General features: G+C 36.4%; 16 protein-coding genes. 15 read left to right on the top strand and 1 reads right to left on the bottom strand.

Going from position 1 to position 17,856, the window contains the following annotated elements; translation table 11 throughout:
* The 13 genes from C231_RS0101020 (at position 1) to hslU (ending at position 12,517) form a co-directional block, all read left to right on the top strand.
* Entirely contained in the window at positions 1-948 is a 948-nt protein-coding gene (locus tag C231_RS0101020; protein WP_245533368.1) for a thymidylate synthase, read from the top strand.
* Positions 949-962: 14 nt separating this feature from the next.
* Positions 963-1,514 carry a dihydrofolate reductase gene (locus C231_RS0101015; protein WP_018658797.1) on the top strand — a complete coding sequence of 184 codons (552 nt, stop codon included), beginning with the start codon at positions 963-965 and terminating at the stop codon, positions 1,512-1,514.
* Between the two features lie 10 nt (positions 1,515-1,524).
* Positions 1,525-1,770 (top strand): YozE family protein, encoded by a 246-nt coding sequence (locus tag C231_RS0101010; protein ID WP_018658796.1) that lies wholly within the window; start codon positions 1,525-1,527, stop codon positions 1,768-1,770.
* Between the two features lie 77 nt (positions 1,771-1,847).
* The gene (deoD, locus tag C231_RS0101005; protein ID WP_018658795.1) at positions 1,848-2,561 is read left to right on the top strand and encodes a purine-nucleoside phosphorylase; all 714 of its coding nucleotides are present in this window, start codon (positions 1,848-1,850) and stop codon (positions 2,559-2,561) included.
* 21 nt (positions 2,562-2,582) lie between these two features.
* Positions 2,583-4,043, top strand: a complete 1,461-nt coding sequence (locus tag C231_RS0101000) for a S41 family peptidase (protein WP_018658794.1) — start codon at positions 2,583-2,585, stop codon at positions 4,041-4,043.
* An 18-nt stretch (positions 4,044-4,061) separates the two neighbouring features.
* Positions 4,062-4,706, top strand: a complete 645-nt coding sequence (lepB, locus tag C231_RS0100995) for a signal peptidase I (RefSeq protein ID WP_018658793.1) — start codon at positions 4,062-4,064, stop codon at positions 4,704-4,706.
* Positions 4,707-4,789: 83 nt separating this feature from the next.
* Positions 4,790-5,644: a ribosome biogenesis GTPase YlqF gene (gene ylqF / locus C231_RS0100990; RefSeq protein WP_018658792.1), complete on the top strand. Its 855-nt coding sequence runs from the start codon at positions 4,790-4,792 to the stop codon at positions 5,642-5,644.
* The gene (locus C231_RS0100985) at positions 5,616-6,407 is read left to right on the top strand and encodes a ribonuclease HII (RefSeq protein ID WP_018658791.1); all 792 of its coding nucleotides are present in this window, start codon (positions 5,616-5,618) and stop codon (positions 6,405-6,407) included. Before ylqF ends, C231_RS0100985 begins: the two co-directional genes overlap by 29 nt.
* Before the next feature lie 54 nt (positions 6,408-6,461).
* The gene (gene dprA / locus C231_RS07520; protein ID WP_018658790.1) at positions 6,462-7,370 is read left to right on the top strand and encodes a DNA-processing protein DprA; all 909 of its coding nucleotides are present in this window, start codon (positions 6,462-6,464) and stop codon (positions 7,368-7,370) included.
* 93 nt (positions 7,371-7,463) lie between these two features.
* Positions 7,464-9,518, top strand: coding sequence for a type I DNA topoisomerase (gene topA, locus C231_RS0100975; protein ID WP_018658789.1), 2,055 nt, complete (start codon positions 7,464-7,466; stop codon positions 9,516-9,518).
* 117 nt (positions 9,519-9,635) lie between these two features.
* Positions 9,636-10,550: a tyrosine recombinase XerC gene (gene xerC / locus C231_RS0100970; protein WP_040407968.1), complete on the top strand. Its 915-nt coding sequence runs from the start codon at positions 9,636-9,638 to the stop codon at positions 10,548-10,550.
* Positions 10,551-10,563: 13 nt separating this feature from the next.
* Positions 10,564-11,088: an HslVU peptidase proteolytic subunit gene (gene hslV / locus C231_RS0100965; RefSeq protein WP_018658787.1), complete on the top strand. Its 525-nt coding sequence runs from the start codon at positions 10,564-10,566 to the stop codon at positions 11,086-11,088.
* A gap of 10 nt (positions 11,089-11,098) precedes the next feature.
* Complete coding sequence (gene hslU, locus C231_RS0100960; protein ID WP_018658786.1) at positions 11,099-12,517, top strand: ATP-dependent protease ATPase subunit HslU; 1,419 nt, start codon at positions 11,099-11,101, stop codon at positions 12,515-12,517.
* 78 nt (positions 12,518-12,595) lie between these two features.
* On the opposite strand, the gene plsY is transcribed toward hslU, so the two are convergent.
* Positions 12,596-13,207 carry a glycerol-3-phosphate 1-O-acyltransferase PlsY gene (plsY, locus tag C231_RS0100955; protein ID WP_018658785.1) on the bottom strand — a complete coding sequence of 204 codons (612 nt, stop codon included), beginning with the start codon at positions 13,205-13,207 and terminating at the stop codon, positions 12,596-12,598.
* 157 nt (positions 13,208-13,364) lie between these two features.
* On the opposite strand from plsY, the gene parE reads away from it, so the two are divergent.
* A complete protein-coding gene (gene parE / locus C231_RS0100950; protein ID WP_018658784.1) occupies positions 13,365-15,356 on the top strand; it encodes a DNA topoisomerase IV subunit B in 1,992 nt (663 codons plus the stop codon).
* Positions 15,356-17,830: a DNA topoisomerase IV subunit A gene (gene parC / locus C231_RS0100945; protein WP_018658783.1), complete on the top strand. Its 2,475-nt coding sequence runs from the start codon at positions 15,356-15,358 to the stop codon at positions 17,828-17,830. Before parE ends, parC begins: the two co-directional genes overlap by 1 nt.
* Positions 17,831-17,856: the final 26 nt, after the last annotated feature.

Raw genomic sequence — 17,856 nt, 5'->3', positions numbered from 1 at the left:
TTGATGAAGCAATATTTAGATTTCGCGCAACATATATTAGAAAATGGTCTTGAAAGAAAAGATCGTACAGGTGTCGGTACAAAATCAGTGTTTGGCTATCAGATGCGATTTAATTTACGTGAGGGTTTTCCAATCTTAACGACCAAAAGGGTGCCATTTGGTTTGATAAAATCTGAACTGTTATGGTTTTTAAAAGGAGACACTAATATTAAATATTTGCTAGAAAGAAACAATCATATTTGGGATGAATGGGCTTTTGAAAAATATGTTAGTAGCAAAGACTATAATGGTCCTGATATGACCAATTTTGGATTAAGAGCAGTAAAGGATGAAGCTTTTAACGAAATCTATCAACAAGAAATGAAAAAATTTCAAGAAAAAATATTAGCTGATGACCGTTTTGCAAAACAATATGGCGATTTAGGTAAAGTATATGGTTATCAGTGGCGTTCGTGGCCTGGAGAAAATGGCGAAACGATTGATCAAATTCAACAAGTTATTCAATCCATTAAAGAAAATCCCTATTCAAGACGACATATTGTTTCTGCATGGAATCCTGCCCAAGTCGATCAAATGGCGTTGCCTCCTTGTCATAGTCTATTTCAATTTTATGTTTCAGAAGGGAAATTAAGTTGTCAACTGTACCAAAGAAGTGCTGATGTATTTTTAGGTGTACCTTTCAACATTTCCAGTTATGCATTGCTCACTTTTTTAATTGCACGCGAATGCAACTTGGAAGTTGGAGAATTTATTCATACTTTTGGCGATGCTCATATTTATTTAAATCATATGGATCAAATTCATAAGCAGTTGAGTCGGCAAACGCGTAATCTCCCACAACTTCAATTGAGTGAACAGCCAGCGAGTATTTTTGATTTTTCAGAAGAGGACATTCAACTTATTGGATATAAACCGCACCCGGGCATTAAAGCACCTATTGCGGTCTAAGTAGGAGGAATAATATGACAATCAACAAGAATATTCTTAATCGCTTAAAAGAAGGGGTTACTCCAATTACTTTTGTGTGGGCGCAAGATATGGACGGTGGTATAGGCAACCGCGGAACACTTCCATGGAAACTGCCCGCTGATATGCAATATTTTAAAGAAGTGACGTGGGACGGTATTGTCGTTATGGGACGAAAAACATATGAAAGTATCCCTCATCCACCACTAAAAAATCGAAAGAATTTTATTTTAACACGTCAAGATGATTTTGAGGCGGCTGGATGCCATATTTATCATGATAGTCGCAAATTATTAGAAGATGCCTTAACCTATCAATTGCCGATACATATTATTGGCGGTGCATCTGTGTATCAATTATATCGAGATGATGTGAATTTACTTTTATGTACGAAGCTTTTGCACCATTTTCAAACAGATGTTAAAATGCCAGAATTGAATTGGTCAAATTTTGAACTGATTGATTCAAAAAAAGGTGAATTAGATAATAAAAATATTTATGATCATGTATTTGAAACATATATTAAAAAATCTGCAATGAAAGAATAGAGGAATACAAATGCCCCATTCATTTGAAAAGTCATTCTATGACTATTTAATGACAGAAAGAGGTAGCAAGAATCATCTAGAGATTGCTCAGTTTGCAGAGTCGGTCTTTAAAGATACAAATTTTCCTAAGCAGTCGAAGTCATATGATGAATTAAGTGCATATTTAGAACTTTCTACGAATTACTTAGAATCGATGTTAATTTTTGATGAGGCATGGGGGATCTATACTTATCAACATCAAGTCGATGTACTTTAAATCAAAAAAAATATGGGATTTTTCTTCAATTATGATATGATGGAGACGATATTTATTAACAAGGAGGAAAATACGATATGAGTACACATATTGGAGCAAGCAAAGGAGATATTGCGAAAATTGTTTTATTACCAGGGGATCCTTTACGCGCTAAATATATTGCAGAAACTTTTTTAGAAGATGTTAGACAATATAATACAGTGCGTAATGCTTTTGGTTATACAGGAACTTATCAAGGGGTTCCTATTTCTGTTCAAGGAACTGGAATGGGTGTGCCATCGATAAGTATTTATGTTGAAGAATTAATTCGCGATTTTGATTGTGAAGTTCTAATTCGTGTCGGATCTGCTGGCGCATTGAAAGAAGATGTTAAAGTACGTGATGTTATTTTAGCGCAAGGAGCCACGACTGATTCGGGCATGAACCGCCAAATTTTTCATCAACAAGTAGATTATGCTCCGCTTGCTGATTTCTCACTTTTAAAAGCAGCGTATGAAACAGGGAAAAAAGCAGGCTACAATGTGCATGTCGGCAACATCTTGACTGCTGACCGTTTCTATAATGAAGAACTTGATAAAGTAAAATTGGCAGAATATGGTATCTTAGGTGTTGAAATGGAAGCAGCAGCACTTTACACGATTGCAGCGAAACATAATCGTAAAGCACTTGCTGTATGTACAGTAAGCGACCATATTATAACGGGAGAGCAGACGAGCGCGGAAGAAAGAGAAACAACATTTAATGATATGATAAAAATAGCACTTGAAGCAGCCATTCATCATGAAAATTAACCACTAAAGAAGGTGTAGCGAGTGAGTTCATCGAAAAAGCAATGGAATAAAAAAGTAACATTAAAACAATATATTATTTCTATAGTAGGTGCTGTCGTATTAGCGATAGTTGGAACATCTTTGTATAAAGATTATCAATTAAAAGCTAACAATGAAGTTTGGATGAGTACGATCCATACTGAAAAAGAATTAGCACCGCTTGAAGAAATGTATAAGCTACTCCTCACTCGCTATGTTGATTCAGTGGATAAGCAAAAGCTGATTGATGGCGCATTAACAGGTATGGCGCAAAGTGCAGGTGATCCATATACAGAATACTTAAGCGAAGATTTTGCAAAAAGTTTAACAGAAGATATTTCAGGATCATTTCAAGGTATTGGGACAGAGGTCACAATGGAAGGACAATATATTAAAGTAATTGCTCCATTAAGTGATTCTCCTGCAGAAAGAGCTGGAATTCAAGCGAATGACTACATTTTAAGCGTAGATGGAACGTCGCTGACAGGTATGCAATTATCTGAAGCCGTTGATCTAATTCGCGGAGAAGAAGGGTCGACAGTAACTTTAACAATTTTAAGAGGTCAGCAACAATTTGATGTAGAACTGACACGTGCGAAGATTCCAGTTGAAACAGTTAAAGTGGAGATTAAGGAAGAGCATCCAGATATTGCCCATATTCGGCTGACAAAATTCAGCGAACCGACAGCTAAAGAATTAATAGAGGCGCTAAAAAAATTAGAGAACCAAGGAATTCAGTCAATTGTCTTGGACGTTCGCAATAATCCTGGGGGTGTCTTGATTGGAGCACTCCAAGTGGCAAATGTTTTTGTGCCTGATGGAAAACCTATTATGCAATCTACTGATCGCACACAAAAAGCTCCAACGATCTATTATGCTGAAAAAGCATTAGGGACTTATAAATTTAAGGGAAATGTTGTACTATTGGTTGATGGCGGAAGTGCTAGTGCTTCAGAAATTTTAGCAGGTGCATTGCAGTCAATTAATATTCCTCTTATCGGCCAAAAAACCTTTGGAAAAGGTACAATTCAAACCATACAACCACTTCAATATAGTAAAGGTGAATTAAAAATTACGATGGGGCGCTGGCTAACAGCAACTGGTGAGCCAATTAACGAAAAAGGGATTATGCCTGATATTGAAGTAGCATCTGATGTTCCAGATGCAATGTTTGCGATTAACACTGAAAAAACTTATGAAATCGATGATATTGGACCAGAAGTCGAAAATATTAAGACGATCTTAAAATATTTAGGATATGATGTTAATCAGACAAATGTTTTCGATGAAAAGACACAAGAAAGTGTTAGAGATTTCCAGCAACAACATGAAATAGAAGTTACTGGAAAGGTTCAAGCAGAAACTGCAGGTGCACTGTCGACAGCTGTTCGCGAACGAATGATAGCTGATGACAAGCAATATCAAGCAGCGATTGATACATTATTAAATGAGAGAAATAATTGATAAAAAGTGGGGAACAACATGAAATATACAAATGATGAATATAAAAATAGCCAATATGATGGAGAATCACCGCTACCACCACGTAGCGAGTTTCACAAAGAAAAAAGCAGAATTCCTCGCTTTTTAATTGATCTTATTAGTATTATTTTTAATGCGGCCATTATAATAGGAATCTTTTTTATCGTACAATATTTTTTCTTTGCGAGTGTAAAAGTGGAAGGTAATTCCATGAATCCTACATTTGATAGCGGTGATCGCTTGATTTTAAATAAAATAGCATCGATTGAACGCTTTGATATTGTTGTATTTAAAGCACCAGATACTGAACCTGGTAAAAATGTACAATATATAAAACGTGTGATTGGCGTTCCTGGTGATAAAGTCGAAATGCGAGAAGACACTTTGTATATCAATGATAAAGAAATGAACGAAAAATATTTACCAGCAGATTTAATTGATTCACTCTCTTATTATTATACAAATGATTTTGATTTGCTGAGTCTATTAGGAGAAGAGAAAGTTCCAGAAGATACTTATTTTGTTCTAGGGGACAATCGCTTAAATTCTAAAGATAGTCGTTCTTTTGGATTTATTGACAAGGATTCAGTGATTGGAAAAATCAGCTTAAGATATTGGCCCATTAATCATTTTGATACTTATTAATTAAAAAGATTGCCCAGCGTGCTGGGCATTTTTTTATTGTGCTATAATAGGATTGTTATTAATAGGATAAAGGAGCAAACATTATGGCAGTCATTCAGTGGTATCCAGGGCATATGGCAAAAGCTTTACGTGAAGTAAATGAACGACTCTCTCTTGTAGATATCGTTTTAGAGTTGGTGGATGCTAGAATTCCTTATTCCAGTGCGAACCCGAAATTAAGTGAATTGCTTCATGACAAATTGAGTATAAAAATATTGATGAAAAGTGATTTAGCAGATGAAAAAATTACTAATGAGTGGCTAAACTATTATGCTAAAAATAACCAGTTAGCGGTTAGTTTCTCTGCATATAAGAAAAATGATCTACAAAAATTAATTCACACCATTCATCAAGCAACAGAAACTCTAAATGAAAAAAGAATAAGCAAAGGAATGAAACCCCGTCCAGTTCGTGCCTTGATTGTTGGTATTCCAAATGTTGGCAAGTCTACATTAATCAATCGCTTGGCTGGGAAAAAAGTAGCAGCTGCAGGCAATCGCCCAGGGGTAACTAAGGCACAACAGTGGATTAAATATAAAAAAGAATTCGAATTATTAGATACACCTGGAATTTTATGGCCTAAATTTGAAGATTTTGAAACGGGTAAAAATTTAGCGGTAACAGGTGCTATTAAAGATCAATTACTGCACTTAGATGATATTGCACTTTATGCAATTGCATTTTTAGTTGAGCATTATCCTCATATATTAGAAAAAAGGTATCAATTAGAGCAAAATTCGGAAAGTGCTTTGTCGACCGTTGATTTATTATTGGCAATCACAGAAAAAAGAGGATTTTTTGATGATTATGAACGAGGAAGTCAGATGCTTTTAAAAGAGTTAAGAGATGGAATATTAGGAGCGATCAGTTTTGAAAGACCAACAGATGAAAGAATTTAAAAATTATAGCATTTCCGATATAAAAAAATATTTACAGTGTCATTCTTCTTTTGACAATATTTTTTATCAACAGTTGCTACTTGATCCAAGAAAAGGTGTGCAACAAGCAGCGAAACAGTGGAAAAGAAATGCTGATAAAATAAAAGAAGTACAAGCGTTCTACCGCACACACCATATAATTGAAGAAGAAAATTATCAAAAAGGGTTTCAAATGATTGCAGGGATTGATGAAGCAGGACGCGGGCCATTAGCGGGTCCTGTAGTTGCAGCGGCCGTAATCTTAGATCCTCAGTGTCCAATTTATGGTTTGAAAGATTCTAAGCAACTTTCTTCGAAAGAGCGCTTGCGATTATTTAATGAAATTAAAGCCAAAGCCATAAGTTATAGCATATCCTATCAATCCGCTCAACAAATTGATCAAATTAATATTTATGAAGCGACACGACGCGCCATGACCATGGCCGTTGAGCAGTTAAATCCTGTAGCAGATCTTTTACTTATTGATGCAATGACTATTGATACGAATATCCCCCAAATTCGTCTAATTAAAGGGGATGACCGCTCGAATTCTATTGCGGCTGCAAGTATTTTAGCAAAAGTAACACGTGATGAACTTATGGTCCAATATAGCGAAAAATATCCGCATTATGGTTTTGAATCGAATAAAGGATATGGAACGGCTGAACATCTAAGAGGTCTAAAATTATTTGGAGCATGTCCAATTCATCGAAAATCGTTCCAACCTGTGACAAATTTTCAATAAATTTTAAATCTGTAGGTAATATAGCAGTTAAATGTATTATTGGAGGATTTATTTATGAAGAATTTGAAAGACATAAACTTAGATATTTTTAAATTAGCACAACTTGGAGAGATCTCACCGAAGACAAAATGTGCCTACTTAAAAATAAAATATCCCGAAGCAATATTTCCTTTTGATTGGATGTTTGATCAGACCACTGTCCAATTTGACAAAAGAAAAAAAGACGAGATGGATGATCGCTTAAATCGGTTATCTGTTACAGAAATTCAAGCACATTATCATAAAAAAGGCATAAAGTGGCTTACCATTCTTGATGACTTATATCCAAAAGAGTTGAGTGCCATCTTTTCACCACCGCTTTTATTATTTTATTGTGGGAATGTTCAATTATTATCCCTCCCTAATAAATTAGCAGTAGTAGGTCCTAGAAAGTGTTCTGATTATGGTCTTCGCGCATGTGATCTTGTTTTAAGACATTTTATACATCATTATAAAAAAGCGCCGATTGTCAGTGGATTGGCTGCTGGAATTGATACCCATGCCCATCAGTTAGCTTTAGAATATCAAGCACCAACTATAGCAGTTCTTGGGACAGGGCTTGACAAGTTTTATCCGAAGCGAAATCAAAAATTACAACAGTACCTAATGAAAAATCAGCTTGTTCTTTCAGAATATCCTTTACAATCGAAGCCTTTAAAACATCATTTTCCTTATAGAAATCGCATAATTGCAGGATTATGTCGTGGAGTACTTATTGCTGAAGCAAAGCAGCGAAGCGGAAGTCTGATTACGGCATCTTATGCATTAGATGAGGGACGTGATGTTTTTGCAATTCCTGGAGACATTTTTTCATTAACAAGTCGCGGGACGAATCATTTAATTCAACAAGGTGCCATTTGTGTGGCGGATGAACAGACGGTGATAGAAGAGTGGGACCTTCAAAAAATAAAATTAACACCATGAGTTGACAAGTTCAAATCGGTTGTCCTATGATATGTATCGATTTAACATTATTTTTAAAGTGATTGTTTGAATGATAAGAAAGGGGTTTTTGTTTTGGCTTTTAAATATCTCGTGATTGTGGAATCTCCAGCAAAAGCAAAAACTATTCAACGATATCTTGGAAAAAATTATAAAGTCGTTGCAAGTATAGGGCATATTCGTGATTTACCGAGAAGTCGTATGGGTATTGATTTTAATAATAATTATGAGCCGGACTATATTACAATTCGTGGAAAAGGTCCAGTTGTTCAAGATTTAAAAAAAGAAGCAAAAAAAGCAGAAAAAGTTTATTTAGCTGCTGACCCGGATCGTGAAGGGGAAGCCATCTCATGGCATTTAGCATATGTGCTCGATCTAGATCCAAATGAAAAAAATCGTGTCACTTTTAATGAAATTACAAAAGATGCTGTAAAAGATGCCTTTAAAGAAGCGCGCCCAATTGATTTAGATTTGGTCGATGCACAACAAGCTCGTCGTGTCTTAGATCGATTGGTCGGCTATGAGATTAGTCCTATTTTATGGAAAAAAGTAAAAAGTGGTCTAAGCGCTGGTCGCGTTCAGTCGGTGGCATTGAAGATGATTATTGATCGCGAAAATGAGATTAGAAATTTCAAGCCAGAAGAATATTGGACAATCTCTGGTCAATTCAAAAAAAATCTCTCTAAATTTGAAGCGGAATTTTATCGACTAAAAGGCCAAAAGAAAGAGCTGCCAAATGAAAAAGTTGTGCAAAGTATTGTAAAAGCGATTGATAAAGAAAAACCTTTCGTTGTAGATAAAATTACACGAAAAGAACGTATTAAAAAACCACAAGCTGCTTTTACAACGAGTACACTCCAACAAACAGCAGCTAATCAACTAAATTTCCGTACATATAAGACAATGCGTACTGCCCAAGAGCTCTATGAGGGGATCAGTTTGGGAAGAGGTGGCGCTACGGGTTTAATTACTTATATGCGTACAGATTCCACACGTATTTCTGCGGTCGCTCAAAAAGAAGCTAAAGAATATATTCAAGCTCAATATGGCGTGGAATATATTGGGCATTATGTTGGCAAAAGTGGGACACAAGATGCGCATGAAGCGATTCGCCCTACTAACATAAATCATTTGCCAGCGGATATAAAAAAATATTTGTCGCCTGATCAATATAAACTATATTCGCTTATTTGGAGTCGCTTTGTAGCAAGTCAGATGGCTGCGGCGGTTTATGACACCATGCAAGTAAATCTTACACAAAATGATGTAACATTTCGCGCAAATGGAAGTCAGATTTTATTTGAAGGATATCAAAAGGTTTATCAAGAAAATAATAAAAAAGATATCATCTTACCTGAATTGCATGAAGGCGACAATGTTTCATTGGTCCAAATTGATCCACGCCAGCATTTTACGCAACCACCAGCACGCTATAGTGAAGCGACTTTAATTAAAACATTGGAAGAAAATGGAGTCGGTCGCCCATCGACTTATGCCCCAACATTAAATACATTACAAAAAAGATATTATGTAGTAATCAAAAATCGCCGCCTTGAACCGACAGAACTGGGAGAAATCGTAAATGAACAAATTATTGACTTCTTCCCGCAGATTGTCGATACGAAATTCACTGCAGAAATGGAAAGTGAATTGGATGATATTGAAACAGGAAAAAGAGAATGGGTGCCTGTTATTGATGAATTTTATCAGCCTTTTCATCGCGATGTCGAAAAAGCTATGGATGAGATGAAAAATATTACCGTCAAAGATGAGCCCGCTGGTTTTGACTGTGATAATTGTGGCTCACCAATGGTTATTAAGATGGGAAAATATGGAAAATTTTACGCCTGCTCAAACTTCCCAGAATGTCGCAATACCAAACCCATTGTTAAAGAAATTGGTGTAACATGTCCGAAATGTAAAAAAGGTAACGTCCTTGAGCGGAAAACTAAGAAAAATCGTATATTTTATGGTTGCGATCGCTATCCAGAATGTGATTTTTCATCTTGGGACCGCCCACTTTCTAGAAATTGCCCGAAATGTGGCGAATATCTCGTTGAAAAAGTTACAACACGTCAGAAGCAGGTCAAATGTTCCAACTGCGATTATGCAGAAGATCCACAAAAATAATATTAAAACCCTTAAGTATCAAAACTTAAGGGTTTTTTAATTTTGGATGATCTGTCATTTTCTTATTATATGTTACAATAAACAGTAGCAATAGTGATGAGGAGGACGAAGATGCAGATACAGATACATGCATGGAAGAATGATTTTTTGAATCGCATACTTTACGAAAAAAATTACTCCGCGCTTACAGCTAGAGCTTATGCAGAAGATTTGGATCATTTCTTTGCATTTTTAATTGAAACGGGCGATTGCGACTTAACCCATGTGACAGTGAATGATGCAAGAATTTATTTAAGTCGTCTAACGGACGAAAAATATGAACGCACGACGATCTCGCGAAAAGTTTCGGCGCTTCGTGCTTTTTATAATTTTTTGCTGATGAATCACTTAGTTGAAGAAAATCCTTTTTCTTATCTTCAAGTTAAAAATAAAAAATTACAACTGCCCAATTTCTTTTATAGCGAAGAAATGGAAGAGTTGTTCAAATCCGTTGAAGGACAAAAACCGCTGGATCTCAGGAATAAGGCTCTTTTAGAAATCTTATATGGGACAGGAATTCGTGTATCAGAATGTCAGCAACTAAGATGGGATAATGTTAATATGGAGATTGGGTATATAAAAGTTCTTGGAAAGGGCAATAAAGAGCGCCTAGTTCCTTTTGGATATTATGCACAAATGGCACTCTTAGATTATCATAAAATGAGCCGCACGCCTCTAATGGAAAAATATCATAAAGAACATGATTATGTATTTATTAATCAATATGGTGATCCATTAACCGTTCGCGGAATACAGTACATTTTGAAACAGTTAATCAAAAAAACAAGTCTAACTGCAAATATTCATCCCCATATGTTGCGTCATTCATTTGCTACGCATTTATTGAATAATGGGGCAAATTTGCGAGAAGTTCAAGAGTTGTTAGGGCATGATAGTTTATCATCTACACAAATCTATACACATGTAACAAAAGAAAATTTAATGAAAAATTATCAGCAATTTCATCCGCGAGCTCACCAGGAAAAAGAATGAAAGGAAGAATAATATGACAACGATATTAGCTGTACATCATAAGGGACAGAGTGCTATGGCAGGTGATGGACAAGTCACTATGGGCGAAAGCGTCATTATGAAAGCGAGTGCTCGAAAAATCAGAAAAATTTATCATGATCAGGTTTTAGTCGGGTTTGCTGGCGGTGTCGCCGATGCCATGAAGTTAGAAGAAAAATTTGAAGGCTATTTGAATGAACAGCAAGGAAATTTAAAGCGCGCTGCAGTTCAATTAGCGCAAGAATGGCGTCAAGATAAAATTATGAAAGACTTAGAAGCACTGCTAGTTGTAATGGATCAGGAACATCTTTTGCTTATTTCTGGAACAGGAGAAGTCATTGCACCTGATGATCAGATTATTAGTATTGGGTCTGGGGGCAATTATGCACTAGCAGCAGCACGTGCATTAAAAAAACACAAGCAAGACTTGAGTGCCCAAGAAATTGCCAAAGCAGGACTTGAGATTGCCAGTGAAATTGATGTCTATACAAATGACCAAATTATCACATTGGAGGTTTAATAAGATTGCTATGAATGTAAAAGAATTTACCCCAAAAGAAATTGTCCAACAATTGGATCAATATATTGTAGGACAACATGTTGCAAAAAGAGCGGTAGCCATTGCACTGCGCAATCGTTATCGCCGCTTACAAATTGAAGAAAGCATGAAAAAAGAAATTACGCCTAAAAATATTTTAATGATTGGTCCTACGGGCGTAGGTAAAACAGAAATTGCTCGCCGATTAGCCGATCTGATGGATGCACCTTTTGTTAAAGTAGAAGCCACAAAATTCACAGAAGTAGGATATGTGGGACGTGATGTGGAATCAATGGTTCGAGATTTAGTCGAGGTAAGCATTCAATTAGTACGCAAAGTAAAGCATGAGCAAGTACGAGCAGATGCTTTTCGCGCAGCAACAAATAGACTAGCGGCAGACTTAGTACCTGCTGAAACAAATGACCGCCACTCTCAGCAACCATCTGGCAATAATCCATTTGCACAAATGATGTATAACTTAGGAATTGACCCCACAACAGGAACACCACGAAAAGAATCAATCTCTTCTGAAGTTCGTCAAAAAAGAGAAACATTAGCTGCAAAAATCCGTACAGGTCAAATGGATCAACAGCGTGTTACAATTCATGTGGAGGAAAAACATCAAACCCCTACTGGTCCTATGGCCGATCAAATGGAGCAATTAGGAATTGATTTAATGGGACCGCTACAAAGCCTCAATCCTCCTAAAATGATTGAACGGGACGTGACGGTAGCAGAAGCAGTCGAGATCTATACGGAGCAAGAGGCAGATCGGTTAATTCAGTCCAGTGATTTATATGCTGAGGCCATTGCATTAGCGGAAAATAGCGGTATTATTTTCCTTGATGAAATTGACAAAATTACTGCAACTCATCAACAAGGGCAAGCACAAATCTCTCGCGAAGGAGTTCAGCGCGATATTTTGCCAATTGTCGAAGGATCTGTCGTAAAAACGAAATATGGAAATGTTCGCACAGACTACATTCTCTTTATTGGTTCGGGTGCTTTTCATTTATCCAAACCAAGCGATTTAATTCCTGAATTACAAGGTAGATTCCCAATTCGTGTTGAGTTAGAAGACTTAACTGCAGAAGACTTTGTTGAGATCTTAACCAAACCAAAAAACTCACTAATCAAACAATATCAAGCACTTCTTGCAACAGAAGATGTCCATGTACAATTTACAATGGATGCGATTGAAGAAATTGCGGATATTGCCTTTGAAGTGAATCGTGCAACAGATAATATTGGGGCACGCCGACTATATACTGTCGTTGAGAAATTGTTGGAAGATTTACTCTTTGAAGCGGGACAAGTTCCCATGGGTGAGGTACAAATTACGAAAAAATATGTCGAAGAAAAATTAGAATCCATCATAGAAGATCAAGATTTATCCCGTTATATTCTATAATAAAAATACCCCTAAAGACTGATATGCCTACAACATTAAAATGAATGATGGCATGCAAAATCTTTTTAGGGGTATTTTTTATTGGTTTTTCTTTTTTTGTAATAAATGAAGGCCAAAAGAGGTCTCGCGCTCTTTTTTTTGCTTGACTCGTCGGATATTGTCGCGATGCTTATATATTATAAACAAATTCAATATAATCATGACCGCAATAAACACTACATCATGGGTGAATAAGGCACATAAAAGTGAACTGAGACCTAAGATGATACTGGAAATGCTAACAATGCTTGTTAAATAAAGTACAGTGCCAAAGCATACGGTGCCAATAAGGGTTGTAAGAGGATAGGTCCCTAAAATAATTCCTACGGTAGTTGCGACAGCCTTACCCCCTTTAAAATTAGCAAAAATAGGATAGGCATGGCCGATACAAGCAAATATTCCAAAAAACAATGGATGCATATCAATTCCATAATATTGTGGCAGTAAGACGGCTAAAGTCCCTTTTAAAATGTCCAAAATAATTACGACTGTCCCCGCTTTAATGCCTAATACACGATATGTATTTGTCGCACCTGAGTTGCCACTGCCATATTCACGAATATCTTTGCCGAAGAAATACTTTCCAATCCAAACGCCAGAGGGGATAGATCCCAACAAATAAGCAATGACAATAAATAATAAATACTTCATAGACTCTCCTCATTTCCTTTTCATTCTAACATGGATGCATCTTGTAAAGAAATATAAAACAAGTGAAATTATTCTTATTTTTTATGTATAATGAAGCGTATGCTATAATAATAAAGCATTTACCTAAGTTTGGTTGTAATAAAAGGAGTGAGCAGACTTGAGTAAAAATGAATATTTAGATTCTTCTATTCATATTTTAAAAGGCTTGGACGCTGTCAGAAAAAGACCGGGAATGTATATCGGGTCTACAGATCGTCGTGGCTTGCATCATTTAGTATTTGAAATTGTTGATAACGGTGTTGATGAAGTGTTGGCTGGCTACGGCTCGGAAATAACTGTCACCATTCATCCAGATGAAAGCATTTCAGTACGCGATGATGGACGCGGAATTCCAACGGGGATGCATGAATCAGGCAAATCAACAATTGAAGTTATTTTTACAACACTACATGCTGGCGGTAAGTTTGATTCTGAAGGAGGCTATCGAACAGCAGGGGGACTTCATGGTGTTGGAGCTGCCGTTGTGAATGCACTATCTGAATGGTTAAAAGTGACGGTTTATCGTGATGGCACAAGTTATACACAACTTTTTGAGCATGGTGGCACGCCTGTTGGCAAAATAAAAAAAGAAAAAGTTTCTAAAAAAGAACGTGGAACCTTAGTCACTTTTAAACCAGATCCCGCAATTTTTCAAGTGACAACCTTTTCATTTGATATTTTATGTGAACGACTGCAAGAATCTGCTTTCTTACTCCAAAACACAAAAATCATTGTAAAAGATGAACGAACAAATGAAGCGATTGAATATCATTTTATGGATGGTATTAAAAGCTTTGTGGAATATGTTAATGAAGATAAAGATACACTTACTCCAGTTGGTTATTTTAGTGGGGAATATGATGAAATTCAGGTAGAATTTGCCTTTCAATATAATGATGGTTATTCAGAGAATTTCTTAAGCTTTGTTAACAATGTACGTACGCGTGATGGTGGAACACATGAAGTCGGCGCCAAAACAGCGATCACAAAAACATTCAATGAATATGCACGCAAGCATAATTTTTTGAAATCTAGAGATAAGAACTTGGAAGGTGCAGATATACGTGAGGGTCTGGTCGCCATTCTTTCTGTGAGAATTCCCGAAAACAAACTTCAATTTGAAGGACAGACGAAAAACAAACTCGGAAGTCCCGATGCAAGAACTGCAGCTGAATCAATTATTTCTGAGCAGCTTGGCTTTTTTCTAGAAGAAAATGGTGAAATATCGCAAAATATTTTGCAAAAGTCAATCAAAGCTCGCCAAGCGCGAGAAGCTGCACGAAAAGCACGTGAAGCAAGTCTCAGTGGGAAATCAAAATATCAGCGTGAAACCATGCTGTCTGGAAAATTAACACCTGCTCAAAGTCGCAACGCTAAGAAAAATGAGCTTTACTTAGTAGAAGGGGATTCTGCTGGTGGCAGTGCCAAGCAAGGACGCGACCGAAAATTTCAGGCAATTTTGCCACTTCGCGGGAAAGTAATAAATACTGAAAAAGCTTCACTAGAAGACATTATGAAAAATGAAGAAATTGCAACGATGATCTATACCATTGGTGCAGGAGTCGGTGCGGAGTTCGATGAAAGTGCTAGCCACTATGACAAAATTATTATTATGACCGATGCGGATACAGATGGAGCACATATTCAAGTCTTGCTTTTAACTTTCTTCTATCGCTATATGAAACCATTAATTGAAGCTGGAAAAGTATATTTGGCTATGCCACCTTTGTATAAGATTTCAAAAGGATCAGGTAAGTCCGAAAAAATTGCCTACGCTTGGACAGAAGAAGAATTGCAAAAAGCAACAGAGAAAATAGGAAAAGGCTATATTATCCAACGCTATAAAGGCCTTGGCGAGATGAATCCCGATCAACTCTGGGAAACTACTATGAATCCAGAGACTCGAAATCTTATAAGAGTAACAATCAATAACGATGCCAGTGCCGAGAAATATGTTTCGACATTAATGGGGACTAAAGTAGACCCAAGACGCCGCTGGATTGAAAATAATGTTCAATTTACGATGGATGAGAAGGGTAGCTTATTGGAGGATGTCTCCGTAATGGCTGAAGATAAAAAAGAGTATTATCAGGAAAGGTTAGATATTTAATGGCACATCAACAAGGAGTTCAAGAAATTGCATTAGAACATGTCATGGGTGACCGTTTTGGTAGATATTCTAAATATATCATTCAAGAGCGCGCTCTTCCCGATATTAGAGATGGCTTGAAGCCTGTTCAGCGTCGGATTCTTTTTGCAATGAATAAAGAGGGCAACACCTTTAGTAAACCTTACAGAAAATCAGCAAAAACAGTCGGAAATGTTATTGGGAATTATCATCCACATGGCGATACTTCGGTTTATGATGCCATGATTCGTCTAAGTCAAGACTGGAAGATGCGTGAACCGCTCATTGAAATGCATGGAAATAATGGCAGTATGGACGGCGATCCGGCAGCTGCTATGCGTTATACAGAAGCACGTCTTTCTAAAATTTCAGACGAGCTATTAAAAGATATTGACAAAGAAACGGTTCCTTTTGTATTAAATTTTGATGATACAGAATATGAACCCGTTGTATTACCTGCTAGATTTCCGAATTTGCTTATAAATGGTGCAACGGGTATTTCAGCAGGATATGCAACAGATATTCCGCCACATAACTTAGCAGAAGTCATAGATGCTACGATACATCTTGTAAAACACCCAAATGCATCCTTAGACACATTGATGAATTATATTAAAGGACCAGACTTTCCTACTGGGGGTATCATTCAAGGAAAAGCGGAATTGAAAAAAGCGTATGAAACAGGCAAAGGTCGTGTAGTCGTACGGGCCAAAACACGCATAGAATCGATGAAAGCGCACCGTGAAATGATTATCATCGATGAGATTCCATATGAAGTCAATAAGAGTAACCTCGTAAGAAAAATTGATGATATTCGTTTAAGTAAGGCGATTGATGGAATTAGTGAAGTCCGCGATGAATCGGATCGTCATGGATTACGCATTGTGATTGAGCTAAAACGCGATGTTAATGCCCAAGGCATCCTTAATTATTTATTAAAACATACTGATTTACAAGTTAATTATAATTTTAATATGATCGCAATTGACCATTTGAAACCTGCTCAAGTTGGGCTACGTACGATTATTAATCGTTATATTGAACATAAGCGTGAAGTGATCTTGAAACGCACCGCATTTTTATTAAAAAAAGCCGAAAATAGAGAACATATTGTACAAGGCTTAATCAAAGCGGTCTCCCTATTAGACCAAGTGATTCATGTCATTAGAGCCAGCAATAACAAATCGCATGCGAAAATCAATTTAATCAATGAATTTTCATTTACTGAAAAGCAATCTGAAGCTATTGTCACCTTACAGCTTTATCGCTTAACAAATACAGATATTATAGAATTGGAAGAAGAAGCGGCACAGTTAGCTCAAGATATTTCAAACTATAAAGAAATCATTGCCAATAAAAAAACGTTGGATCAAGTTGTAATCACTGAATTAAAAGACATTAAAAATAGCTATCCTTCTCCAAGATTATCTACCATCGAAGATGAAATCACTGAAATTAAAATTGAAAAAGAAGTCTTAGTAACAGAAGAGGACGTTATTGTTACAGTAACGCGCGAAGGCTATCTGAAACGAACAAGTCTGCGTTCCTATGCTGCATCTAATAGCGATGATGCTGGAATTCGTGAAGGGGATGCATTAATTTTTGTTGACCAATTAAATACATTAGATCAACTTATTCTATATACAAATAAAGGTAACTTTATTAATCGCTACGTACATGAATTAAAAGAAATTCGTTGGAAAGACATGGGATACCATATTTCTCATGATATCTCACTTGCAGCAGATGAATTCATATTGTCAGTTTTTGCATTTAAAAAATTGTCATCAACTGAAAAGATTGTATTCATAACGAAAGAAGGCCGCATTAAGCAAACAGATGTTACTGAATTTGAAGCAAAACGCTCCCATATGACACAAAGCTATCAAGCGATTAAACTTCAAAGTGATACAGATGAAGTAGTGGCTATTTATAAAGTAGATGAACAAAAACATTATGATGTATTCTTAGTAACGCGTGAAGGATTCGGTCTGAAATATCCTCTAAGTGAAGTTTCCACATATGGACTGAATGCTGCAGGTGTTCTATCAATTAACTTGAAAAAAGGCGATGAAGTAATTTCTGGAATGGTCATTGAGGTTGGACAAAATCCTGCTTATGGATTGATTGTTACACAAAGAGGAGCTATTAAAAAAATGAATATTTCTTCATTTGATGAAATTGCCAGAGCAAGAAGAGGATTGAGTGTTTTAAGAACATTAAAAACTAATCCGCATCATGTGCAACTTTTTATTCCTCTATTACCAGATGAAGCAGTTACCATAACTGCTGAACACAATATTTCCAAGGAAGTTAAAGAAGTTGAGCTGCCAATATCGGATCGCATAAGTAATGGATCATTTATTTTCGATGAGAATAAGGACGGAAAACCTGTATCATATAACAGAAAATTTTTAAAAATTTTTAGTGAAACAGAAAGCACATCGCCCGAATAAAATATACATTTGAAAATATATAAAAA

Source organism: Allofustis seminis DSM 15817, from assembly GCF_000374325.1.
Taxonomy (GTDB): Bacteria; Bacillota; Bacilli; order Lactobacillales; family Carnobacteriaceae_A; genus Allofustis; species Allofustis seminis.
This window is presented reverse-complemented; position numbering and strand designations above follow the sequence as displayed.